The following is a 23929-nucleotide window of genomic DNA, read 5'->3' on the forward strand; positions in this document are numbered from 1 at the left end:
CACTCCTCACTGTCCGTAGAAGGTACGACCGCTGGCGGCCATCTCGCGCAGCCGGGCGGTCGGGGTGTACAACGCGCCCAGCGCGGCATGTCGATCAGCCAGCGCCACATACTCGGCCAGTCCCAGCGACTCGATATAGCGCAGCGCACCGCCGCGAAATGCCGGGAAGCCCAGGCCGTAGATCAGCCCCATGTCCGCCTCGGCAGCGCTAGCCACCACGCCCTCCTCCAGGCAACGCACGGTCTCAAGGCACAGCGGCAGCATCAGGATCGCGACGATCTCCTCGTCACTCAGCTCGCGCACTTCACCGACCAGCGGCGCCAGACAAGCTTCGACGCTCGGGTCTGACTGCTTCTTCGGCTTGCCGCCCGCCTCCGCCTCATAGCGGTAGAAGCCGCGGCCACTTTTCTGCCCGAGCCGGCCCTCGTCATACAGCGCATCCAGCGCGGTGCGCGTGGTTTCCTGCATGCGCTCGGGGTAACCGGCGGCCAGCACGGCACGGGCATGGTGCGCGGTATCGATGCCGACCACATCCAGCAGGTACGCCGGCCCCATCGGCCAGCCGAAACGTTCCATCACCCGGTCGATGCGGGCAAAGTCGATGCCCATCGCCAGCAGGCGGGTGAATCCGGCGAAGTACGGGAACAGCACGCGGTTGACCAGAAACCCCGGGCAGTCATTGACCACCACCGGCGTCTTGCCCATCCGCCGCGCCCAGGCCACCACCGTGGCAATGGTCTGCTCGCTGCTCTGCCGGCCGCGAATCACCTCGACCAGCGGCATGCGGTGTACCGGGTTGAAGAAGTGCATGCCGCAGAAGTTTTCCGGACGCTTGAGCACCTCGGCCAGATGATCGATGGAGATAGTCGAGGTGTTGCTGGTGAGGATCGCCTCCTCACCCACCTGCTGCTCGACCTCGGCCAGCACGCTGCGCTTGACGGTGGGATTCTCTACCACCGCCTCGACCAGCAGATCGACACCGGCAAAATCGCCATAGGAGAGGGTCGGGCGGATGCTGTTGAGGACGTTGGCCATCTCCAGCACCGTCATTCGCCCCTGCTCGACACGCCGCGCCAGCAGGCGGGCCGCCTCATCCAGCCCCAACTGCAGCGCCTGCTCGCGCACATCCTTGAGCAGGATCGGTGTGCCCTTGAGCGCCGACTGATAGGCAATCCCGCCGCCCATGATCCCGGCACCCAGCACCGCCGCCTGACGCACCGGCCGCGCGGCGCGCTCGGCAGCGCGCGCCTTCTTCTTCAGCAACTGATCATTGAGGAACAGACCGACCAGGCTGCGCGACACCTCGGTGCCAGCCAGCTTGACGAAGGCCTGCGCCTCGACGACCTGCGCGGCCTCACGATCCAGGGTGGCGGCCTGCTGCAGGGTCTTCACCGCCTGCAGCGGCGCCGGATAGTGCGGGCCGGCCTGGGCGGCGACGAATGCCCGGGCGGTCTCGAACACCATCAATTGCTCGACCGGCGCCAACTGCAGCGGCGCCTGCTTGAGCTGGCGCCGCGCCCGGTAATCCAGCTCACCGGCTATCGCCCGCCGGCACAGCGCCAGCGCCTGATCGCGCAGCGCAGCACGGGCCACCACGGCATCGGCCACCCCGACGCGCAGCGCCGCCGCCGCATCGTGCTCCTTGCCGGTGGCGATCCACTCGATGGCGTTGTCCGCGCCGATCAGCCGCGGCAGCCGCACCGTACCGCCAAAGCCTGGGTTGATGCCCAGCTTGACCTCCGGCAGCCCGACCCGCGCATCCTCGGCCAGCACGCGAAAATCCGCCGCCAGGGCCATCTCCAGCCCACCGCCGAGCGCCACACCGTGCACGGCCGCCACGCTGGGAACCGGCAAATCCTCAAAGGCGCTGAAATAACTAGCCGACTGCTGCAGCCACGCCTGCAGCACCTCAGCTGGCTGGCGGAAGCTGTCGAGAAATTCGCCGATGTCCGCGCCGACAATGAACCCGTCCTTGGCACTGGTCACCAGCACGGCGCGCAGCGGCACATGCGTGCGCAGCGCCTGCACCGCCTCGTTCAGCTCGTTGAGTGTCAGGCGATCGAACTTGTTCACCGTCTCGCCTTCGCGGTCGAAGCACAGCTCGGCAATCTCGTCGGCCAGCGCGGTGACGCGAATGGCTTTGCCCTGGTAGATCATGGCGGCATCTCCATGTGCATGATGCCCTGCACCTTCGGCCAAGCAGCGGGAGCTTGTCAATCGAGGGCCGCGCGGTGCTTTTCTACTCACCGCTGGCGCAGCTGGGCCATACTGAGGCAAATCCCCGCATAAGGAGTCTCTGCCCATGACCTACACACACCTGCTGGTCGCCATCGACATGGCCGAGGATTGCCATCTGGTCATCGAGCGCGCCAGCGCACTGGCCAGCGCCTGCCAGGCGCGCCTGTCGCTGGTGCATGTGGTCGAGCCGATGGCGATGGCCTTCGGCGGCGATGTGCCGATGGATCTGTCCGCCCTGCAGCAGCAGCAGATCGATCAGGCCCGCGAGCGCATGGACGGCTTTGCCGCCCGCCACCCGCAGCTCAAGCGTGACGATTGCCATCTGGTCTTCGGCCAGCCGCGTCAGGAAATCCACCGCCTGGCCCGCGAGCTGCCGTGCGACTTGATCGTCACCGGCAGCCACGGTCGTCATGGTCTGGCCCTGCTGCTCGGCTCGACCTCCAACGACCTGCTGCACGCCGCCCCCTGCGATGTGCTGGCGGTGCATCTGAAAAAGGACTGACACCCACCGGCCTTGTCAGTCCGCGACCGCCCGTAAGGGACTACGGGGGGTTCAGCCGTCCAGCTCGGCCCAGCGCTCCAGCAGACGATCCAGCTCGGCCGCCAGCGCATCCAGACGCGCCAGCGCGGCGCGGGTTTCCTCGGCCGGGCGCTGGTAGAACGCCGGGGTGGCGGTTTCCTCCTGCAGCGCGGCCTGCTCCAGCTCCAGTGCTTCGATCTGCCCCGGGAGCGCGTCCAGCTCGCGCTGCTCCTTGTAGCTGAGCTTCTTGCGCGCCGCAGCGGGCGCGGGAGCCGGCTCGGCGGGTTTCTCGGCAGCGACCGCAGACGGCTCGCGCACCGGCTTGTCGCCCTCCTCCTTGCCGACCCCGAGCAGACGCGGCGAGCCGCCCTGGCGCAGCCAGTCCTGGTAGCCGCCGACGTACTCGCGCACCCGGCCCTCGCCCTCGAACACCAGGGTGCTGGTCACCACGTTGTCGAGGAACGCCCGGTCGTGGCTGACCATCAGCACGGTGCCGGGGAAGCCGAGCAGCACTTCCTCGAGCAGTTCGAGGGTTTCCACGTCCAGATCGTTGGTCGGTTCGTCGAGCACCAGCAGGTTGGCCGGCTTGCTGAACAGCTTGGCCAGCAGCAGGCGGGCGCGCTCGCCGCCGGACAGTGCCTTGACCGGCGAACGGGCGCGCTGCGGGCTGAACAGGAAGTCGCCGAGATAACTCAGCACATGGCGGTTCTGGCCATCGATGCTGATGAAGTCGCGGCCTTCGGAGATGTTGTCGATCACCGTCTTCTCGCCGTCGAGCTGGTTGCGCAGCTGGTCGAAGTAGGCCACTTCCAGCTTCGTGCCAGCCTTGACGCTGCCGGAAGTCGGCTGCAGTTCGCCGAGCAGCAGCTTGAGCAGGGTGGTCTTGCCGGTGCCGTTGGCACCGAGCAGACCAATGCGGTCGCCGCGCTGGATGACCATGGAGAAATCGCGGATCAGCGCCTCGCCGCCCGGATGGGCGAAACCGACCTGCTCGGCGACGATCACCTGCTTGCCGGACTTGTCCGTCGTTTCCAGCTGAATGTTCGCCTTGCCCTGGCGCTCGCGGCGCTCGGCACGCTCGGCACGCATCGCCTTGAGCGCGCGCACCCGGCCTTCGTTGCGGGTACGCCGCGCCTTGATGCCCTGGCGGATCCACACCTCCTCCTGGGCCAGACGCTTGTCGAACAGCGCGTTGGCGGCTTCCTCGGCGGCCAGCTGCTGCTCCTTGTGCAGCAGGAAGCTGGCGTAGTCGCCGTTCCAGTCGATCAGGTGGCCACGGTCCAGTTCGAGGATGCGCGTGGCCAGGCTCTGCAGGAAGGCACGGTCGTGGGTGATGAACAGCACCGCGCCGTTGAAGCCGAGCAGCGCTTCTTCCAGCCAGGCGATGGCACCGATGTCCAGATGGTTGGTCGGCTCGTCGAGCAGCAGCAGATCCGGCTCGGCGACCAGTGCCTGGGCCAGCAGCACGCGGCGGCGCCAGCCACCGGACAGCTCGGCCAGCGTCTTGTCGGCCGGCAGCTGCAGGCGGCTCAGGGTGTTCTCCACCAGCTGCTGCAGACGCCAGCCGTCACGGGCTTCCAGGGCCTGCTGCACCCGCGACAGCTCGGTAAGGTCGTCCTCGCCCTCGATATGCTGGGACAGGTGATGGTAACGGGCGATCAGCGCGCCGACCTCGGCCAGCCCCTCGGCGACCACGTCATACACCGTGCGCGCATCGGCGGGCGGCAACTCCTGGGGCAGCTCGCCGATGCGCAGGGTCGGCGCGCGCCAGATCTCGCCATCGTCCGGACGCTGCTCGCCCTTGACCAGCTTGAGCAGGCTGGATTTGCCGGTGCCGTTGCGGCCGATGATGCACACCCGCTCGCCGCGGGCGATCTGCCAGGACACGCCGTCCAGCAGCGGCGTGGTGCCATAAGCAAGGGATACATCGGTGAATTTCAGCAACGTCATGGCGGATTCTCAAGGCTAAAGGCGATGCGCATTCTAGCGCCCGTGCCCGCGGCGGGGGACAATCGTGGCGTTAACCGTCGGCACCTGTGTGCGCCGGCGTCACCTCGCCTGTCACGGCTGCAACGCCCTGGAGTTGCCATGCGTACCCGCCTTCCTGCCCTGCTCGCCGGCCTGCTGATCCCGCTTCTTGGCATCAGCAGCGAGACATGGGCCAACAGCGCTCTCACCCAGCAACGCCTGCTCTATGACGAAGCCAAGCGGGCGCTGGCCAAGCAGGACCCCGCGCCCTACCTGCGCCATCGCCAGGCCCTTGAGGGCTATGTGCTGGAGCCATACCTCGCCTATGAAGCCCTGACCCTGCGCGAGGCCAGCGCCAGCGCCGCCGAGATCGAGCGCTTTCTCATCGAACACCCGGACCTGCCGCAAAGCCGTCATCTGAAGCTGCGCTGGCTGCGCAGCCTGGCCGAGCGCGGGGACTGGCCGACCTTCATCCGCCATTACGACCCGGCGCTGGAGTTCGCCGAGCTGGACTGCATGTTCGGCGAGTACCAGTACCACCACGGTCAGGCCGCTGATGGCGCGGTCACCGCCCAGCGCCTGTGGCTGTCCGGGCAGTCACAGCCCGAGTCATGCGACCGGCTGTTCAGCCTCTGGCGGAGCAGCGGCGGGCTCACAGAATCGCTGCGCTGGCAGCGTCTGGTGCTGGCGGTCGAGGCGCGCAATTACGCTTTGGCGGGCTTTCTGCACAAGGGGCTGGGGGCGGAACGCGCCGCGGCGGCCCAGCAGCTGATCGAGGTAGGCCGCAAGCCGGAACTGCTGGCGCAGCGCGAGCGCTTCGCGCCGGGCCATCCGGCCAGTGGCGAGATCGTCACCCTCAGCCTGCGCCGGCTGGCCCGGCAGAATCCCCAGCAGGCCCTGACGCTGCTTGAGGTCTACAGCCGCGCCCTGCCTCTCGATGAAGTACAGCGCCTGGCCGTGGCCCGCGACATCGGGCTGGTGCTGGCGCGTCGTTTTGATCCCCAGGCGCTGGCGGTGATGGAGCGCTACGACCCGCAACTGCGTGACAGCGCGCTCAGTGAGTGGCGCATCCGCCTGCTGCTGCGCCAGCAGCGCTTTGCCGAAGCCCATCAGCTGACCCAGCGCATCCCGGCTGAGCTGGCCGCCAGCAACCGCTGGCGCTACTGGCAGGCGCGCACCCTGCAACTGTCGCGCCCCGGTCAGCGCGAGGCCCTGGCGCTGTACCGTCAGGTGGCTGAGGAGCGGGACTTCTACGGCTTTCTCGCCGCTGACCAGCTGCGCGTGCCCTACCGGCTCAATCACAAGCCGGCCAGCGTGGATACACAGGTGATACAGCGGATCCGCCACAGCCCGGCGATCCGCCGCGCCGTGGAGCTGCATGCTCGCGGCCTGATCGCCGACAGTCGCCGCGAATGGCTGCACGCCAGCCGCCTGTTCAACCGCGAGGAACTGCTCGCCCAGGCCCGGCTCGGCCATGAACTCGGCTGGCACTTCCCAGCGATCCGCGCCATCACCCAGGCGCAGTACTGGGACGATCTGGAGGTGCGCTTCCCGATGGCCCATCGCCAGAGCATGGACCGCGAAGCGCAGACCCGGGGTCTGGACCCGAGCTGGGTATTTGCCATCACTCGTCAGGAAAGTGCCTTCATGGCCGATGCCCGCTCCCATGTCGGCGCCATGGGCCTGATGCAGCTGATGCCGGCGACCGCCAAGGAAACCGCGCAGCGCTTTGGCATCCCGCTGCGCTCGCCGCAGCAGGCCTACGCCCCGGAAGTCAACATCCAGCTCGGCGCGGCTTATCTCAGTCAGGTCTACCGCCAGTTCGGCAGCAACCGGATCCTCGCCTCGGCCGCCTACAATGCCGGCCCCGGCCGGGTCCGCCAGTGGCTGCGGGGCCATGAGCAGCTGCCCTTTGATGTGTGGATCGAGACCATCCCATTCGATGAGACCCGCCAGTATGTGCAGAATGTGCTGACCTACGCGGTGATCTACGGGGAAAAACTGGGCAACCCGCGCCCGCTGCTCGACCCCCACGAGCTGACCCTGAGCCAGCGCTGAGGCGCGGCCAAGAGCCGCCGGGCAGGATGTATATCAGCGCCCTGCCCGGCGCGCGTCACAGCTTGAGCAGCTGATCGCGCAGTTTCTGGATCTCATCACGCAGCGCAGCCGCCTCCTCGAACTGCAGATCGCGCGCCAGCGCATACATCTGCTCCTCGAGCTGGCGGATGCGCTTGGTGATTTCGCTCGGCGAGCGCAGCTTGGCGGCCTCCTCGGCGCCCTCCTGCGCGGCCTTGGCCACCCGCTTGCGGCTGCGTGCACCCGGCACCACCGCCCCTTCGAGGATGTCCTGCACGTCCTTCTTCACCCCGCGCGGCACGATGCCATGCGCCTCGTTGAAGGCGATCTGCTTGGCGCGGCGCCGCTCGGTCTCATCAATAGCGCGCTGCATCGAGCCGGTCATGTTGTCGGCATAGAGGATCGCCCGGCCATTGAGGTTACGCGCCGCACGGCCGATGGTCTGGATCAGCGAGCGCTCGCTGCGCAGGAAGCCTTCCTTGTCGGCATCAAGGATCGCCACCAGCGCCACCTCGGGCATGTCCAGGCCCTCGCGCAGCAGGTTGATGCCGACCAGCACATCGAACACCCCGGTGCGCAGATCGCGAATGATCTCCACCCGCTCGACGGTGTCGATGTCCGAGTGCAGATAGCGTACCCGCACCTCATGATCGCTCAGGTAATCGGTCAGGTCCTCGGCCATGCGCTTGGTCAGGGTGGTGACCAGCACCCGCTGCTCGGCGGCCACGCAGCGGCGGATCTGCGAGAGCAGATCGTCCACCTGGGTACTGGCCGGGCGCACCTCGATCTGCGGATCGACCAGCCCGGTCGGGCGCACCACCTGCTCGACCACCCGCCCGGCATGCTCGGCCTCGTAGGGGCCGGGGGTGGCGGAGACGAAGATGGTCTGCGGGCTGACCGCCTCCCATTCCTCGAACTTCATCGGCCGGTTATCCAGCGCCGAGGGCAGCCGGAAGCCGTATTCCACCAGGGTTTCCTTGCGTGAACGGTCGCCCTTGTACATGGCGCCGACCTGCGGAACGCTGACGTGGGATTCGTCGATCACCAAGAGCGCGTTGTCCGGCAGGTAGTCGTAAAGGGTCGGCGGCGGCGCGCCCGGCTCACGACCGGACAGGTAGCGCGAGTAGTTTTCGATGCCGTTGCAGTAGCCCAGCTCCAGAATCATCTCCAGATCAAAGCGGGTGCGCTGCTCCAGCCGCTGCGCCTCGACCAGCTTGTCGTGGGCGCGCAGGTATTCCAGGCGCTGCTTGAGTTCGACCTTGATATGCTCGACCGCCTCCAAGAGCGTCTCGCGCGGGGTCACGTAGTGGCTCTTGGGGTAGAAGGTGAAGCGCGGCAGCTTGCGGATCACCTCGCCGGTCAACGGATCAAACGCCGCGATGCTCTCCACCTCGTCATCGAACAGCTCGATGCGGATCGCCTCCAGCTCCGATTCGGCCGGGTAGATGTCGATCACATCGCCACGCACCCGAAAGGTCGCGCGGGCAAAATCCATGTCGTTGCGGGTGTACTGCAGCTCGGTCAGGCGGCGCAGCAGGGTGCGCTGATCGATCCGATCGCCCCGATCCAGGTGCAGCACCATCTTCAGGTAGCTGGCCGGATCGCCCAGACCGTAGATCGAGGACACGGTGGCGACCAGAATCACATCCGGGCGCTCGAGCAGCGCCTTGGTCGCCGACAGGCGCATCTGCTCGATGTGATCGTTGATCGAGGCATCCTTCTCGATATAGGTGTCCGAGGACGGCACGTAGGCTTCCGGCTGGTAGTAGTCGTAGTAGGAGACGAAATACTCCACTGCGTTATCGGGGAAGAAACTTCTGAACTCGCCGTAAAGCTGCGCGGCGAGGGTCTTGTTCGGGGCGAGGATCAGCGTCGGGCGCTGCACCTTCGCGATCACGTTGGCGATGCTGAAGGTCTTGCCCGAGCCGGTCACCCCGAGCAGGGTCTGGTGCGACAGCCCCGCCTCCAGACCCTCGACCATCTGGCGAATCGCCTCGGGCTGATCGCCTGCCGGCGTGAAACGGGTAACGAGCTTGAACGAAGACATGCACACCTCGGGACCGGCATGCGCAGGCGACCGGCAACCGCCGCCTGCGCACGGATTTAGCCGGTGCTGCATATCGCCGCACCGGGATGGGGCTGTCTATAATACCGCCCCATTCTGCGCACCCCCAGCCTGCCGAGCAGCCGGGTGCCATCCCGCCAACCCTCTCCCCTGCGAGCTGCCGTACATGAGCCTGTTCTCTGCCGTCGAAATGGCGCCCCGTGATCCGATCCTGGGCCTCAACGAAGCCTTCAATGCCGACCCTCGTCCACACAAGGTCAACCTGGGCGTGGGCGTGTACTTCACCGAGGAAGGCCGCATCCCGCTGCTGCGCGCCGTGACCCTGGCCGAGCAGGCCCGCCTGGAAGCCCGCGCACCACGCGGCTACCTGCCGATTGAGGGCATCGCCGCCTACGACAGCGCCGTGCAGAAGCTGCTGTTTGGCGAAGACTCGCCGCTGCTGGCCGAAGGCCGCGTGGTCACCACCCAGTCGCTCGGCGGCACCGGCGCGCTGAAGACCGGCGCAGACTTCCTCAAGCGCCTGCTGCCTGACGCTGTGGTGGCGATCAGCAACCCGAGCTGGGAGAACCACCGCGCGCTGTTCGAGTCCGCCGGCTTCACGGTCGAGAACTACCGCTACTACGACGCCGCGACCCAGGGCCTGAATCTTGCCGGCATGCTGGAAGATCTGCGTGCCCTGCCAGAGCGCTCCATCGTCCTGCTGCACGCCTGCTGCCACAACCCGACCGGTGCCGACCTGACCTCGGCCGACTGGCAACAGGTGCTGGAGGTGGTGCGCGAGCGCAACCACGTGCCGTTCCTCGATATCGCCTATCAGGGCTTTGGCGATGGCATCGCCGAGGATGCCGAAGCGGTGCGCCTGTTTGCCGCCTCGGGACTGGCGTTCTTTGTCGCCAGCTCCTTCTCCAAGTCGTTCTCGCTGTATGGCGAGCGCGTCGGCGCGCTGTCGATCGTCACCGCCTCGAAGGAAGAAGCCGGCCGCGTGCTGTCGCAGGTCAAGCGCGTGATTCGCACCAACTACTCCAACCCGCCGACCCACGGTGCCAGCGTGGTGGCTGCGGTGCTCAACAGCCCGGAACTGCGCGCCCTCTGGGAAGAAGAACTGGGTGAGATGCGCCAGCGCATCAAGCAACTGCGCAGCAGCATGGTCGAGCAACTGGCCGCCCTCGGCGCCAAGCGCGACTTTGCCTTCGTCAACGAGCAGCGCGGCATGTTCTCCTACTCCGGCCTTACGCCCGAGCAGGTCGAGCACCTGAAGAACGAGTTCGGGATCTACGCCGTTGGCACCGGGCGCATCTGTGTGGCCGCGCTGAACAGCCAGAACCTTGACGTGGTGACCCGCGCCATCGTCGAGGTGCTCTGAGCCAGTCGGGAAGCCAGCCCGCCAAGGGTTGACTTCCCGTTACTGATCAGTAAGATACGCGCCGTTGTTCCGCGATAGCTCAGTCGGTAGAGCAAATGACTGTTAATCATTGGGTCCCTGGTTCGAGTCCAGGTCGCGGAGCCAGATTCAAAAGCCCTTGGTGAAAACCAAGGGCTTTTTTATGCCCCCTGCAAACGCTCCAGCAAGCCACTGCGCCGCTGCACCCGGCGCTGTGCGGCCTCATCGAACACCGACGGGCGGCTCTCGATCAGACTGAAGTGCCGACGGGCCCGGGTGATGCCGGTATAGAGCAGCTCCTTGGTCAGCACCGGGCTCAGGCGATCGGGGAGAATCAGCGCGGTGTGGGTGAACTCCGAGCCCTGGGACTTGTGCACGGTCATCGCAAAAACCGTCTCCACTGCACCCAGGCGGCTGGGCAGGATATAACGCAGCTCGCCCGAGCCATCGTTACGCGGGAAGGCGACCCGCAGCACGCAGCGCGGCGCCTTGCCGGGCTCTGCAGGCTCAGGCAGGCGCAGGGCGATGCCGATGTCGCCGTTCATCAGGCCCAGGCTGTAGTCGTTACGGGTCACCAGCACCGGGCGGCCCTCGTACCAGCCCTGATCGTTTTCCAGCAGCCCCGCGCGCTGCAGCGCCGCGGCAATGCGCGGGTTGAGGCCTTCAACGCCCCAGGCGCCCTTGCGCAGCGCGCAGAGCAGGCGAAATTCGTCGAAGGCCGCCAGCACCTGGCGGGCCCAGTCCGACCACGCGGCATCGGTCGGCGGACAGTCCTCGGCCGGGCGCTGTGCCTGCAGCACCTGCAGATAGTGGGCATAACCGTGGGGCGTACCGGCCTCACGGGCCGGCAGGCCACCCAGCAGCAGGCGCTCCAGCGCGGCGTCCTGCTCGCCGCGCAGGCGCAGGGCATGCAGGTCACGGCGGGCCGCAGGCAGCATGGCGGGCGGCTCACTCGAAGACGACAACAGCGCTCCCCCGGCGGCAAGAATCGCCCGCGCCCGCGGTACATCGCAGGTATTCACCGCGCGGGCCAGCTGGCCGATCCCCGAATCACTGCCAAAGCGCCGCGAGTGGCGCAGCATCAGCGTGCGCTGCGCCAGCGGGTGGCTCCCGGCCGGGACGCTACGCAGCGTACTGCCCTGGGCGCGGGCCAGCGCCAGCAGATCGCCCGCACCCTCTGGCAGCAGCGCCTGCATCCAGGCCAGGGTCTGCGGCGTGTAGCAGCCGTCCTCGGCATCGCGGCACAGATCACCGAGCAGGGCGCCGGCCTCCACCGAGGCCAACTGGTCCTTGTCGCCGAGCAGGATCAGCCGGGCATGGGACGGCAGCGCGTCGAGCACGCAGGCCATCATTTCCAGGTCGATCATCGAGGCTTCATCGATCACCAGCACATCGAGCGGCAGCGGATTGCCGGCGTGGTGGCGGAAGTGCCGGCTATCCGGCCGGCTGCCAAGCAGGCGGTGCAAGGTGGTGACTTCACTGGGAATCGCCGCCCGTACCGCATCCGCCACCGGCAGCGAGGCGACCTGGGCACCGATGGATTCGGTGAGGCGCGCCGCAGCCTTGCCGGTCGGCGCGGCCAGGCGGATGCGCAGCGGCTGACCGGCCGTCAGCGCCGGCCCCTGCAGCAGCGCCAGCAGGCGCACCACCGTGGTGGTCTTGCCGGTGCCGGGGCCGCCGGTGATCAGGCTGAAGCGCCCGCGCACGGCCAGCGCGCAGGCGAGTTTCTGCCAGTCGATCAGCACCTGGCCGGCAAGCGTCGGCGGCTCGCCGAACAGACCCGCAAGCCGGACTTCCAGATCAGCTGGAGCTGCGCTGGACTCACCCAGCCGGGTGGCGATGGCCTCTGCCACGCGCTGCTCGTAATCCCAGTAACGGCGCAGGTACAGCCGCTCGCCACGCAGCACCAGCGGCGCAGCCGAGGCCAGACCGTCCACGCTCACCAGTGCGCTGCCTTGTAGTGCCACCTGCCAGTCGGCCAGCGACACGCCGGTCAGAATTTGTGAGGGCAGCAGGGTCGCACGCGCCGCATCCTCGCCTTCTGGCGGTAGCGACATGGCAAAGTCCGGGCTGGCCAGGGTGGCGGCCAGATCCAGGCAGACATGGCCGTGGCCGAGCTGGTGGCTGGCCAGCGCCGCGGCCAGCAGCACCAGCGGCGGGCTGCCTTCGTCCAGCTCGTGGAAAAAGGTCACCAGTGCCTGGTCGAGGGCCCGCAGCCAGCCCTTGTCGACCCAGGCCTCCAGCAGTGCCAGCAGACTGGCGGCATCCTGCAGTGGCTCTGCACGGCCAAGGCCGCTGGACAGGGAGGGTAATTCGCTCATGCTATGGCCTCCGGCATCGGTTGTTGAGCTCCACGAAACAGCGCATCCAGCGCCTCGATCAGCGCCCGTGGCGGACGGGCATGGTGGATACCCTGCGCTGCCCCGCGGCTGCCGCGCAGGAACAGGTAGAGCGCACCACCGATGTGAGTGTCGTAGTCGTAGTCCAGCAGACGCAGGCGCAGCTGACGGTGCAGCGCCAGCAGATACAGCACGTACTGCAGATCGTAGCGCCGCGCCATCACGGCGGCCTGCATGGCCTCAGCGCTGTAGGCGGCATCGCCCTCGCCCAGCCAGTTGGATTTGTAGTCGATCAGGTAGTAGCGCCCGTCGTGCTCGAACACCAGGTCGATGAAGCCCTTTAACATGCCGTTGAGGGTGTCGCGGCTCAGCGCCGGACGCGCCACACCGGGCAGCACATGCTGGCAGACCAGCCGGTCGATCTGCGGCACATCGACCGCACGGGCCTCGAACCAGAACTCCAGCTCCGGCTGGTAATGCTGCAGCTCAGCCAGCGCCACGGCGCGGCCCGCGTCCAGCGCCAGCGGCTGGGCGATCAGCGCCTGCAGCCAGTCGCCGAGCGGCTCGATCCAGACATTGAGGCCGCGCCGCTGGCAACGCCGGGCGATCTGCTCACGCAGCCGCGCCGGGTCTGCGGCGCAGGCCGCAAAGCCCTCGCGGCCGGCCAGCTCCAGCAGGCCATGCAGAAAGGTGCCGGGATTGGGACCGCGCGGGAAGCGGTGCAGGCTCGGCACCTCGCTGGCCGCCAGCGGCATGGCAACGTGCTCGCGCTCATCGTCGGCGATCTTCTGCGCGGCCGGGCTGTCCGGGGCGGCGTCCTCGAAGCGCTGCAGCGGTGCCGGCGCTTCATCGGTACGCAGGGCGCTGTAGGAGGCAATCCACCAGTGTTCAGCCGCCTTGCGCGCCGGCGTGCGCCACTGCACCGCACCGGGCGCGGCTGCCACATCGCACAGGCGCTGGGGATCTGCCGCCGGCGCCGGGCAGCGCACGCTGGCCGCGGGCAACAGCAGCGGATCGATCCAGCCGGGCAGCGCGGCGCTGTCGGTCAATGCCGCGCCGCCGCCGAGCAGATAGCCGAGCGCGGACCGGTGCAGCTGGGAGCTCTTGCCGTTGCCGCGCTTGATGTCGGCAACGCCCAGCCAGCAGGCATGCCGGGCGCGGGTCAGCCCCACATAGAGCAGGCGCAGGTCTTCAGCGAGGCGCTCCTGTTCGGCCTGGGCGAGCTGCTCGGCGTCCGGCTGTAGCACCAGGCGGCGCTGCTGACCATCATGGATCTGCTGCGGCCGCCCCGCCTCGGCCGGGCGGAAGGCGCAGACGAAGGGCAAAAACACCAGCGGGTATTCAAGCCCCTTGGATTTATGGATGGTCACCACCCGCACCAGCGCCGCATCGCTCTCCAGACGCAGCACCTGCTCGTCGGCCGCATCGCCGCTGCCTTCCAGCAACTCGCCCAGATGGCGGATCAGCGCCTGTTCACCGTCGAGGGTGGTGGCGGCCTGCTGCAGCAGCTCCGCCAGATGCAGCAGGTTGGTCAGCGCGCGCTCGCCGTCGCGGCGGCTCATCAGCTGCTGCGGCAGCTTCAACTCGTGGAGCAGGCGATGCAGCATCGGCAGCACGCCCTGGCGCTGCCAGCGCTGGCGGTAGTCACGGAACTGCATGACCCACCGCTCCCAGCGGCGCTCATCGCGGCTCAGCTCATCGAGCTGCGCCAGGCTCAGGCCCAGGGTACGGGTGGCCAGCGCAGCGCGCAGGCGACGATCGACATCCGGCTCGGCGCAGGCGCGCAGCCAAAGCAGCAGGTCGTGGGCTTCCTGGCTGGCGAATACCGAGTCCTTGTCGGACAGGTAGACACTGCGCACCCCGCGCTGCGCCAGCGCCTCGCGGATCGCCCGCGCCTCGCCGCCATCGCGCACCAGCACGGCGATGTCGCCGGGGGCCAGAGGCTCAAAGCGGTCGGCACGCTGGAAACCAGCCTGCCCCCGCTGCCCCCGCTCGAGCAGGCGGACGATCTCGCTGGCGCTGCGCGCAGCCATCTCGGTGCGGTAGTGGCCGGAGGCCAGCGCCGCCTCGCTGGGCAGGTGCCAGAAGGTCAGCGCCGGCTGCGCAGAGCCCTCGACCTGCCAGACCTCCTTGCGCCCGGCCGCCCGTACCGGAAGGTACGGCAGCGGGTTGTCATCCGGCTCGCGGAACAGGAAGGCACCGCGCCCCGTCGGGCGCTGCTCGGCGTGCAGGAATACCTGGTTGACCGCCTCGACCAGCGCATGGCTGGAGCGAAAGTTAGTATCGAGGTTGGCATGCCGCCCAGCGGTGGCGCGGCGGGCCTTCAGGTAGGTGTGGATGTCGGCACCGCGGAAGGCGTAGATCGCCTGCTTGGGATCGCCGATCAACAGCAGCGTGGTATCCGGCGCATTGCGCTCGATGCGGTAAATGGCATCAAAGATGCGGTACTGCAGCGGGTCGGTGTCCTGGAACTCGTCGATCATCGCCACCGGGAACTGCTCGCGGATCACCGCGGCGAGACGCTCGCCATTGGGGCCTTGCAGGGCGGCATCGAGGCGCACCAGCATGTCGTCGAAGCCCATTTCCGCGCGGCGGCGCTTTTCCGTCTCAAAGCGCGCGGCAATCCAGCCGGCAGCATGCTGCAGGGCGCTGTCGCCCGGCCCGGCCAGGGCGGCGAGGCGCGACTCGAGGGTTTGCATATCGTTGAGGGCGGCGAGAACGCGCTCGCTCAGACTCAGGTCTGCCAGAGTCACTCCGTTGGCACAGGCATCCTTTAAACCCTGCTGCGTAAAGCGCTTGAAATAGTCGCCCTTGAATGACAGCTCACCCGTACCGTTGCACCAGTCGTCGAGCATCTGCAGGCGCGCTGCAAGGCTGCTGGCGGAGAGCTTGGTACCGTTGAACTGCCCGGCTGCGCTGGCCTGCTCATAGGTCGTCCGCACCTCGGGTAGCCAATCGCGCCAGGGCTGTTTGAGGCGATCGAGCGCCGCCTCGCACGCGGCCAGATTGCGCCCGAGCCGCTCGCTCAGCGGCTCACCGGGCGCAGCCAGCCCTTCGCCGAGCAGCGGGCGCACCTGGCCCAGCAAACTGCCGGGGTGCTGCCACTGCTTGATCACCCAGTCCAGCGCCGCGCCGTCCAATGCATAGCAGTGCTGGCGCCAGTAATCGCGGGCCACCTCGGCGAGCAGTTCGCTGTGGTCGGTCTGCAGGGTCTGGGTGAACAGGCTGCCGCTGTCGAAGGCATGTTCGCGCAGCATGCGCTGGCACCAGCTGTGGATGGTGGAGACGGCCGCCTCGTCCATCCACTGCGCAGCCAGCTCCAGATCGCGGGCACGGGCCGGCCAGTCGGCCGGATCGATATCGCCGCGCAGCTGCTGGAGCAGGTCATCGCCCGGCTCCTCGCCACGAAAGACCCGCGCCGCCTCGACCAGCCGGGCACGGATGCGGTCGCGCAGCTCGCGGGTGGCAGCATCGGTAAAGGTCACCACAAGGATCTGCGGCGGCAGCAGCGCACGACCAAAGGCGGCCGCCTCGCCGTGGCCGAGCACCAGACGCAGGTACAGCGCGGAGATGGTGTAGGTCTTGCCGGTGCCGGCGCTGGCCTCGATCAGCCGGCTGCCCTGCAGCGGCAGTTGTAGCGCCAGCGGGCGCGAAGGGGCGGTGGGCTGGCTCATGGGCACTCCTGCTCCTCGAGGATGGTAATAGGGGCGGCGATCAAGGGCTGGTACAGCGTCTGGCTCCATTCGGCGAAGTCGCCGTCAGCACTCAGCGCGGCAAAGTCCGGGTACTGGCGGCGCAGGCTGGCGCTCTCATAGCGCTCGCCGCCGCCCTGATGCTCGTCGCCGTCATAAGCCTTGCCAGCTGCGCTCGCGGCCTTGTCCTCGCCCTTGCCCAGCGCGCCGAGCCAGGCGCAGGCGCTCTTCAGCGCCACCGGCAGCGGTGCGTTGAGGCCGGCGGCGTAACTCTCCAGCCAGGACTTGAGCACCTGCTTTGCGGCCTCCGGCTTCAGTGCGGCGATCTGCACGCTGACATCCTCGCCGACCAGCAAAGTGGTCAGCGATTCGCCGCAGGTACAGGCCAGCACATGAAGTACCCAGGGGCGCAGCAGGCGGTGCCATTTCCAGTCCTTGCCGTGGCGCAGCGCACCGGCCTGCAGCTCGATGCGTGCCAGTGCGTCCGCCGGGTTGCGGCGCAGCTGGCCGAGCCAGCCGTCCAGGGTCAGTTCGACCGTGCCTTGATCCGCGCCAAGGCTCACGCGCTGCGACCAGTGCAGCGGGCGCGGTGAGTCAAGGCGCTGCGGCCACTGTGCACTGAGCGCCTGCAGGCGCTGCAACTGAGCGGACAGCGGCTGACGCAGGTGCGCGCCGAGGCGCTCGCCAAAGCCGGCCAGTGGCAGGCGGCCACTGCGCGCCAGACGCGCGGCCGCCGCCTGCAGTGCCTGCTCGACCTGCGCCCCGCTTTCATCCAGCGCCAGACAGGCGGCTTCCAAGAGTTCCTGGCGCAGCTGGTGACGCTCTAGACCATCGAGGCCGAACGGCTCCTCGTCGAGCTGGGCGCGGGCATCCTCGTCGAGATGCACGCCAAGCCGGCGGGTGAAGAAGAACTTGACCGGATCGCGCAGAAAACCCTGCAGGCTTTCCGGGGTCAGCGCCAGTGCCTCCTGCAAGGGCGGTAGCGGCGCGTCAGCCGCTGCTGCAGGGCTGTCCAGCGGCGCCTCGTGCAGCGTCGCCCATTCGCGGGCATAGCTGAACAGCGCCGGCTGCTTGTCCATGAAGTGCTCGCCCATGAAATAGGCGCGGCCAAACGGCTGCAGCGGATGCACGGTGGTCAGCGCCTTGAGCAGCGGCGGCGTCTTGTCCAAGGGGTCCGGCTGGCAGGCCGGATCGGTCTCGACCAGCTGCCAACCGCTGGCCAGATGGTCGCGCAGCTGGCCGATCAGCACCGAGGCGGGCCGCTCGCTGTTGTCGCGCACGCTGCGCCCCACCCAGCTGATGTACAGCCGCTTGCGGGCCGCCAGCAGGGCTTCGAGCAGCAGATAGCGGTCGTCCTCGCGGCGTGAGCGGTCGCCGGGGCGGTAGTCGCCGGCCATCAGGTCAAAGTCCAGCGTGGTGACGCTGCGCGGGTATTCGCCATCGTGCATGCCGAGCAGACAGACCATGCGGAACGGGATGGCGCGCATTGGCATCAGGGTGCAGAAGTTCACCGCGCCGGCGAGAAAGCGCTGGCTGAGGCGACCCTGATCCAGTGCGCCCAGCCAGGCCTCGCGCACCACATTCAGCGGCAGCGCTTCCTCAAGGTTCACGCCCTCGCAGAGCGCCAGCCAGTCGTCCAACGCTTCCTGCAGCTGGCCGAGCAGCAGCTCATCGCGGGCCTCCCCGGCACTGAAGAAACCTGCGAGCAACTCGCGTAGGATCTCGCCCCAGGCGGCGGGCGGGGCCGGCTGGGCCAGACGCGCGTAGAGCGCATCGAGCGCATCGAGCAGGCGCACCAGCGGGCCGATCAGCACCGCGTCCAGACCGCCGATCTCATCGAACGGCTCGATTTCGCCCCAGGCCGCGCCCTGCCCCACCGCGTAGCCAAGCAGCATGCGGCGCAGGCCGAAACGCCAGGTGTTCTGCTCCAGATCGCCCGGCAGGCCAAGGGCGGCACGGCGCTCGGCATCCAGCCCCCAGCGAATGCCGGCGCCCTCGATCCAGCGCTGCAAGGTCGGCAGCTCGCGCTCATCGATGCCAAAGCGTGCGCGCAGCGCCGGCACATCGAGCAGATCGAGCACTTCGCTGACACTCAGGCGGCTCTCCGGCAGCTTCAGCAGATGCTCAAGCGCAATCAGCAGCGGCTCGCAGCCGCGCTGCCCCTGATCGGACAGCGTGAAGGGGATGTAACGCCAGTCCTCCTGAGCATACTGACCGAACACCGCCTGAATGTGCGGCGCGTAGGTGTTGACGTCGGGGACCATGACGATGATGTCGCGCGGGCGCAGCGCCGGGTCGGTGGCGAAGGCCTCCAGCAGCTGGTCATGGAGAATCTCCACCTCGCGCTGGGCGCTGTGGGCGATGTGAAAGCGCAGCGAGTGATCGCAGGCCGGATCGACGGCGGGCCACTGCGTGCGGGTTTCCTCAAGGCTGCGCAGTTCGAGGATGTCGCTCTGCAATTGGCCGAGCAGATGACCCGGCGCCTCGTCCTCGTCGAACAGGTCGATACGCTGACCGATGGCGGCAAAACGCTCACGGTAGTGCTCAGGATCATCGTGCTGATCAAGCAGGTTGATGTAGTCACGCCCCTGCTTGCCCCAGGCGGCCAGCAGCGGGTGGGCATGCTGGTGCAGCGCGTCAGCCGACAGGCTCGGCAGCCGGCCGCCCTTGCGCTGCTGGCGACGGTACTGGTGACGCAGCAGATCCTGATCGGGAACGATGTCGCCCCAGTGATGCCGGCAGGGGTTGTGGACGCAGAGCAGCACCTGGCTGAAGCGCGCCATCGCCGCCAGCGCTTCGACTGCCTGGGCCGGCAGCGAAGAAATGCCAAACACGATCACCCGGCGCGGCAAGCCGTGTGGCCGCTGCTCGGCGCCGCGCAGCGCCTCCAGAAAGCGCGGATGCACCCCGGCGCGGCTCTCGGCCGCCTGATCACGACCGACATCGGCCAGTAGCGCGCGCCACAGCGCCGGCTGCCAGCGCAGCGCCTCGTCGAGCGGCCGCACCTGCCCGCGGGCATCTTGTAGCTGATCGCGGCCCGCGGACCAGTCGGCCAGCCAGTCGGCGCGGTACACCTGGTACTGATCGAACAGGTCAGCGAGCCGTTCGGCCAGCTGGTGGCGCTTGCGCAGGTCGTGGTCGCCATCAAGAAAATGCTGCAGCGGTGCGAAGGCGTCGTCGGCCAGCAGATCCGGCAGCAGGCGCAGCAGGCGCCAGGTCAGCGGCGCCTTGTCCAGCGGCGACTCGCGGGGAATGCTGTCGCTGCCGAGTACCGTGCGGTAGCTCTGCCAGAGAAAGCGTGCCGGCAGCTCGACCTGCACGGCGGCGGCGATCCCCAAGCCCTGCTGCCCGGCCAGCGCCAGCTTCAGCCACTGGGCGATGCCGTTGCTCTGCACCAGCATCACGTCGTTTTCCAGCGGCGCCAGCGGATGGCGGCGCATCCACTCCACCGCCAGTTCGCGCAGCGTCTCCAGGCGATTGCCGTGGATCACCATCAGACCCGGCGTCAGTTCGTTGTCCTGCATGTCCTGCTCCCTCAACCGACAGAGGCAGGCATTGTGCCACCGGGCCACGACAAAACGTGTCGCGACCCGGCAAACCACGGTGCGTCAGCCCGACGTGTTGCCGTATCGGGCGAGGATGCCCGCCACGCGCTGTGGCTGACAGTTCAGATAGGCCGAGGATTGCAGCCAGCGCTGGTCGGGGTACCAGGAGAACATGAACTGCCCGCCCTTGAGGCTATCGACCACCCGACGCGCGACTTCCGGGCGCACCGCCGGACAACCCTGGCTGCGGCCGATGCGCCCGTGACGGCTGATCCAGGCCGGATCGACGTAGTCAGCCGCATGAATGACGATGGCCCGCTGGCGGGCGCGGTCGTTGATGCCGGGCTCAAGGCCGTCCATGCGCAGTGAGTAGCCGTGCTGGCCGTGATAGCTCTCGGCAGTGCGGAACAGGCCAATGCTCGACTGGTGACTGCCCTCGGTATTGGAGAAGCGCGTGGCGTGCTTATCGCCGGACTGTTTGCCGTGCGCCACCAGCTCCTGCAGCAAAAGGCGCTGGCTGGCCAGATCGAAGATCCACAGGCGGCGCTCGGTCGAGGGGCGCGAATAGTCGATCACGGCCAGACGCTCGGCCGGATCAGCGCCGTTGTTGATCGCGCAGCGCATGGCGGCCAGTGCATGGCGCAGGACCCGGCGATCCAGATCTGGCGCCGCACGGGCCAGGCGTGTGAAGGTGGGATCGAGGGTGGCGGGGATACGGGGGCGCTCGGCGGCGTGGTTCAGGGCAGGCGCAAGCAAGGTGCACAGGCCGGCGGTCAGCGCAAGCATGCGCAGCAGGCGTCGGGTCATGGCTGGGCGGTCCTCGGTGATCGGCAGAGCGGCGGCGGCCATGGCGCGGCGACGCTGCTGCGGCGGGGCATCCTGTCGTTAAGGCGTCGTCCCGGACAGTCTACGGCGCGGCAGACAAGACATGCTCGCGACGCAAAGTTCGGGCATTCTACTCAGCGAAATGCCTGTGGAGTGGTGCGTTTGTCCGAAAAATACCTCCCCTGGCTGGCCAGCCTGCTGCTGATCAGCCATCTGCATAGCGCCCATGCAGCGCCGGATCCGGCCACGCTGGGGGATCTGCTCAAGCAGCCGAGTACCGAACTGGCGGCGACCTGCCAGCCCTTGCCCCTGCGCCTGGACGAGGCGCTGCACCAGACGCTGCGCGGCTTCTACCAGGCGGCTGGCGAGCAACCGCAGTGGACGCCGGCGCGTCTGCAGGCGTTGCACACAGAGCTTGCGGCACTGGCCGATGATGGCCTGGAGCCCCGCGAATATGCCCTGGATCTACTGCGCGAGGCGCCGGCGCAAACCGCCCGTTCCTGCCAGGAGCTGCTGACCAGCAGTGCTTACCTGCGCGCTCTGCAGCATCTGGCCCAGGGACGACTGGACCCGCAGCAGAGCGAGCCACTCTGGCACGCACCCAGCGTGACCGTACCCAAGCGCGCGCTCCCCGATCCGGCGCACGCCCTGGCCGGGCTGGAAGATCTGCCCGCCACCTTCACCCAGGCGCGCCCGGCCGCGCCGCAGTACCAGGCGCTGCGCGCGGCCTATGCGGCCGTCCGCCAGCAGCCGCTGGCCCAGTGGGAGCCGCTGGAACAAGGACCGCTACTGCGGCCGGGGCGGCACGACCCACGGGTACCGGCCCTCGCCCAGCGCCTGCAAGCCGGCGGCTATCTGGCCGAGCGCGATCCCCTTGAAGAGGAGACGCTGTATAGCAGCGCACTGGTCGAGGCATTGAAGGCGTTTCAGCGGGCGCATCACGTGCAGGATGATGGGGTGCTGGGCCCAGCGACCCTGCGCGAGCTGAACGTCTCGCCGCTGCAGCGCCGCGATCAGCTGCGCGTCAATCTGGAGCGCTGGCGCTGGCTGGCCCGCGAGCTGGAGCCGGATCTGCTGCTGGTCGATATCGCCGGCGCCCAGCTGCAGCTGTACCGGGAGGGGCGCCTGCTCTGGCAGGCGCGCAGCCAGGTCGGTCGGGCGGAGCGCCCGACACCGCCGCTCAAATCGCGGTTGAGTCACCTGACCCTCAACCCGACCTGGACCGTGCCACCGACCATTTTCACCAAGGACAAGCTGCCGCAAATCCGTAACGATCCGGGGTATCTCACCCGCAACCATATGCAGGTGCTGGATTACGCCGGCAATCGTCTCGACCCGCAGCAGATCGACTGGTCACGCCCCGGGCCGATCCTGCTGCGCCAGACGGCCGGCAGCCATAACCCGCTGGGGCGGGTGGCGATCCGCTTCGCCAATCCGTTTTCGGTCTATCTGCACGACACGCCGAGCCAGGCGCTGTTCGACAAGCTGCCACGGGTCTTCAGCTCCGGCTGTGTGCGGGTCGAGCGAGCGGCGCAGTTGACCGATCTGCTGCTGGACAGCAGCAGCGCCGCACAGCGGCAACGCATCGCCCAGTGGCAGGACAGTGGCGAGACCCGCAACGTCAATCTGCCGCGCGCCCTGCCGATCCTGATGGCCTACTGGACCGCGAGCGTCGAGGACGATGCCCTGCATTTTCGCCCTGACCTCTACCACGCGGACGAGCGCCTGCGCGTGGCACTGGATCGCGCCATTCATCAGGGTCTACGCTGAACGGCAGAACCGGGGAGCCGGATGACCGAGCGCCCGGCAGGCTTGTACACAGAGAGGTGGATGGTATGGATCAGCCGGTGACGGGTGAGCGTTTTTGCCTGTATGACGGCCCTGAGCTGGACGCCGTGCTGGCCGGCATGGCCCGGCAGATCGCGGCCCGCTATGCCGATAGGCGCTCTGTGGTGCTGGTCGGCATTCTGCGCCGCGGCCTGCCGCTGGCCCAGCGTCTGCAAGTGCATCTGAAGGCGCTGGGCGTCCCAGACTGGCCCTGCTACCCGCTGCAGCTCAAACGCTACAGCGACGATCTGCGCCTGCTGCACCCCGAAACGGCCCTCACTGAAAATCCGGAAATCGCCGCACTCGATCTGGCTAACACCACCCTCTTACTGGTCGATGATGTGCTCTATCAGGGGCATTCGCTGCTGCGCGCCTGCGCCTGGCTGGCGAGTATCGGCGCGCGGGAGATCCGCCCGGTCGTGCTGGTCGACCGGCAAGTGCATCGCCAGCCGGTACAGGCGGATGTGGTCGGTCTGTCTCTGCAGGTGGCCAGCGGTGACGTGATCGAGTGCCATGTCCCGCCCTACGAGGCGCAATGGGGCATCGAGCTGCTGCGCCCCGCACGCTGAGCGGCGCCTGCACAATCTGGCGCCAGACCGTATAATCCGGCCACTTTGCAGGAGAGCGAGTCGGCTGGTCATCCCAGCCGCTCCGCCGAAGGCGCAAACTCCCATAATCGCTCAGGCCCATGAACTGCAAGGCACCGATTACGCCAACTGGAGAGCGGCTGCCCCGAGCAGCCCACCGAAGGGGCAAAGCGGCCCAGCAGCCGTGAAAACTCTCAGGTACCGAGGACAGAGGGAGAGGCGATCCACACACGAGGAGTCTCCCTGTGCTCACCTATATCTACATCATCGCCATCACGGCGGAGGCCATGTCCGGCGCGCTGGCCGCCGGGCGGCGCAACATGGACATGTTTGGCGTCGGGCTGATCGCCTTCATCACCGCCCTGGGCGGCGGCACTGTGCGCGATATGCTGCTCGGCAACTACCCGGTCGGCTGGACCCAGCACCCGCCTTATATCTACCTGACCATCGGTGCCGGCCTGTTCACCATGCTGGTGGCGCGCTTCATGCACCATCTGCACAAGATCTTCCTGGTGCTCGATGCCATGGGCCTGATTGCCTTCACGGTGATCGGCTGCAACGTGGCGCTGGCGCTGGAGTACTCGACCCCGGTGGTGATCATGGCCGGGATGATCACCGGCATCTTCGGCGGCATTCTGCGCGACATTCTCTGCCAGCGCGTGCCGGTGGTGCTGCGCCATGAGCTGTATGCCAGCGTGTCGATGCTGGTGGCGATGCTCTACCTGCTGATGGAAAAGCTCGGCATCAACCATGACCTCAACCTGCTGGCGGCCTTCAGCTTTGGTCTGGCGCTGCGCCTGGCCGCGATTCGCTGGTCGTGGTCGCTGCCGGTGTTCTCCTACCAGCCGGGACGCTGGGACTGACGC

At 67.8% G+C, this 23929-nt stretch carries 13 protein-coding genes, 1 tRNA gene and 2 riboswitches; of the genes, 7 read left to right on the top strand and 7 right to left on the bottom strand.

The window, feature by feature from the left end; genetic code table 11:
* Positions 1–6 precede the first annotated feature (6 nt).
* Positions 7–2157: a fatty acid oxidation complex subunit alpha FadB gene (gene fadB / locus MXC11_RS02910; protein WP_250005034.1), complete on the bottom strand. Its 2151-nt coding sequence runs from the start codon at positions 2155–2157 to the stop codon at positions 7–9.
* Between the two features lie 145 nt (positions 2158–2302).
* Here fadB and MXC11_RS02915 point away from each other — a divergent pair, with 145 nt between their 5' ends.
* Positions 2303–2740, top strand: a complete 438-nt coding sequence (locus MXC11_RS02915; protein ID WP_250005037.1) for a universal stress protein — start codon at positions 2303–2305, stop codon at positions 2738–2740.
* A 51-nt stretch (positions 2741–2791) separates the two neighbouring features.
* Here the strand turns inward: MXC11_RS02915 and MXC11_RS02920 are convergent, their stop codons facing one another.
* On the bottom strand, positions 2792–4708 hold the full coding sequence (locus tag MXC11_RS02920; protein ID WP_250005040.1) for an ATP-binding cassette domain-containing protein: 1917 nt from the start codon (positions 4706–4708) through the stop codon (positions 2792–2794).
* 138 nt (positions 4709–4846) lie between these two features.
* Between MXC11_RS02920 and MXC11_RS02925 the strand changes: the two genes are divergently transcribed.
* Positions 4847–6784 (top strand): transglycosylase SLT domain-containing protein, encoded by a 1938-nt coding sequence (locus MXC11_RS02925; protein ID WP_250005043.1) that lies wholly within the window; start codon positions 4847–4849, stop codon positions 6782–6784.
* A gap of 55 nt (positions 6785–6839) precedes the next feature.
* On the opposite strand, the gene uvrB is transcribed toward MXC11_RS02925, so the two are convergent.
* Positions 6840–8849, bottom strand: coding sequence for an excinuclease ABC subunit UvrB (gene uvrB / locus MXC11_RS02930; RefSeq protein WP_250005046.1), 2010 nt, complete (start codon positions 8847–8849; stop codon positions 6840–6842).
* A gap of 184 nt (positions 8850–9033) precedes the next feature.
* Here uvrB and MXC11_RS02935 point away from each other — a divergent pair, with 184 nt between their 5' ends.
* Together MXC11_RS02935 and MXC11_RS02940 are read left to right on the top strand one after the other, a co-directional pair.
* A complete protein-coding gene (locus MXC11_RS02935) occupies positions 9034–10230 on the top strand; it encodes an amino acid aminotransferase (RefSeq protein ID WP_250005048.1) in 1197 nt (398 codons plus the stop codon).
* Between the two features lie 68 nt (positions 10231–10298).
* Positions 10299–10374: transfer RNA gene (locus MXC11_RS02940), tRNA-Asn, on the top strand.
* Positions 10375–10409: 35 nt separating this feature from the next.
* Here the strand turns inward: MXC11_RS02940 and recD are convergent.
* From recD to MXC11_RS02960, 4 genes are all read right to left on the bottom strand, one after another.
* A complete protein-coding gene (gene recD / locus MXC11_RS02945; protein WP_250005050.1) occupies positions 10410–12569 on the bottom strand; it encodes an exodeoxyribonuclease V subunit alpha in 2160 nt (719 codons plus the stop codon).
* Positions 12566–16261 carry an exodeoxyribonuclease V subunit beta gene (gene recB, locus MXC11_RS02950; protein WP_250005052.1) on the bottom strand — a complete coding sequence of 1232 codons (3696 nt, stop codon included), beginning with the start codon at positions 16259–16261 and terminating at the stop codon, positions 12566–12568. The genes recD and recB overlap by 4 nt, the downstream gene beginning before the upstream one ends.
* Positions 16258–19803: an exodeoxyribonuclease V subunit gamma gene (gene recC / locus MXC11_RS02955; protein ID WP_250005054.1), complete on the bottom strand. Its 3546-nt coding sequence runs from the start codon at positions 19801–19803 to the stop codon at positions 16258–16260. The genes recB and recC overlap by 4 nt, the downstream gene beginning before the upstream one ends.
* Before the next feature lie 84 nt (positions 19804–19887).
* Positions 19888–20631, bottom strand: a complete 744-nt coding sequence (locus MXC11_RS02960; protein ID WP_250005056.1) for a murein L,D-transpeptidase catalytic domain family protein — start codon at positions 20629–20631, stop codon at positions 19888–19890.
* A 180-nt stretch (positions 20632–20811) separates the two neighbouring features.
* Here MXC11_RS02960 and MXC11_RS02965 point away from each other — a divergent pair, with 180 nt between their 5' ends.
* From MXC11_RS02965 to MXC11_RS02975, 3 genes are all read left to right on the top strand, one after another.
* Complete coding sequence (locus MXC11_RS02965) at positions 20812–22419, top strand: L,D-transpeptidase family protein (protein ID WP_284060341.1); 1608 nt, start codon at positions 20812–20814, stop codon at positions 22417–22419.
* A gap of 65 nt (positions 22420–22484) precedes the next feature.
* A complete protein-coding gene (locus tag MXC11_RS02970; protein WP_250005060.1) occupies positions 22485–23045 on the top strand; it encodes a phosphoribosyltransferase family protein in 561 nt (186 codons plus the stop codon).
* Positions 23046–23083: 38 nt separating this feature from the next.
* Positions 23084–23182, top strand: a riboswitch (glycine riboswitch).
* Positions 23183–23284: riboswitch (glycine riboswitch) on the top strand.
* Between the two features lie 24 nt (positions 23285–23308).
* Complete coding sequence (locus MXC11_RS02975; protein WP_349665490.1) at positions 23309–23926, top strand: trimeric intracellular cation channel family protein; 618 nt, start codon at positions 23309–23311, stop codon at positions 23924–23926.
* Positions 23927–23929: the final 3 nt, after the last annotated feature.

The organism is Pseudomonas eutrophicaquae, assembly GCF_023544715.1.
GTDB lineage: Bacteria > Pseudomonadota > Gammaproteobacteria > Pseudomonadales > Pseudomonadaceae > Geopseudomonas.

What these genes read in the sequence shown, in the direction of transcription:
- fadB (WP_250005034.1), bottom strand. Translation starts at nt 2,157, where the DNA reads ATGATCTACCAGGGCAAAGCCATTCGCGTCACCGCGCTGGCCGACGAG.
- MXC11_RS02915 (WP_250005037.1), top strand. Translation starts at nt 2,303, where the DNA reads ATGACCTACACACACCTGCTGGTCGCCATCGACATGGCCGAGGATTGC.
- MXC11_RS02920 (WP_250005040.1), bottom strand. Translation starts at nt 4,708, where the DNA reads ATGACGTTGCTGAAATTCACCGATGTATCCCTTGCTTATGGCACCACG.
- MXC11_RS02925 (WP_250005043.1), top strand. Translation starts at nt 4,847, where the DNA reads ATGCGTACCCGCCTTCCTGCCCTGCTCGCCGGCCTGCTGATCCCGCTT.
- uvrB (WP_250005046.1), bottom strand. Translation starts at nt 8,849, where the DNA reads ATGTCTTCGTTCAAGCTCGTTACCCGTTTCACGCCGGCAGGCGATCAG.
- MXC11_RS02935 (WP_250005048.1), top strand. Translation starts at nt 9,034, where the DNA reads ATGAGCCTGTTCTCTGCCGTCGAAATGGCGCCCCGTGATCCGATCCTG.
- recD (WP_250005050.1), bottom strand. Translation starts at nt 12,569, where the DNA reads ATGAGCGAATTACCCTCCCTGTCCAGCGGCCTTGGCCGTGCAGAGCCA.
- recB (WP_250005052.1), bottom strand. Translation starts at nt 16,261, where the DNA reads ATGAGCCAGCCCACCGCCCCTTCGCGCCCGCTGGCGCTACAACTGCCG.
- recC (WP_250005054.1), bottom strand. Translation starts at nt 19,803, where the DNA reads ATGCAGGACAACGAACTGACGCCGGGTCTGATGGTGATCCACGGCAAT.
- MXC11_RS02960 (WP_250005056.1), bottom strand. Translation starts at nt 20,631, where the DNA reads ATGACCCGACGCCTGCTGCGCATGCTTGCGCTGACCGCCGGCCTGTGC.
- MXC11_RS02970 (WP_250005060.1), top strand. Translation starts at nt 22,485, where the DNA reads ATGGATCAGCCGGTGACGGGTGAGCGTTTTTGCCTGTATGACGGCCCT.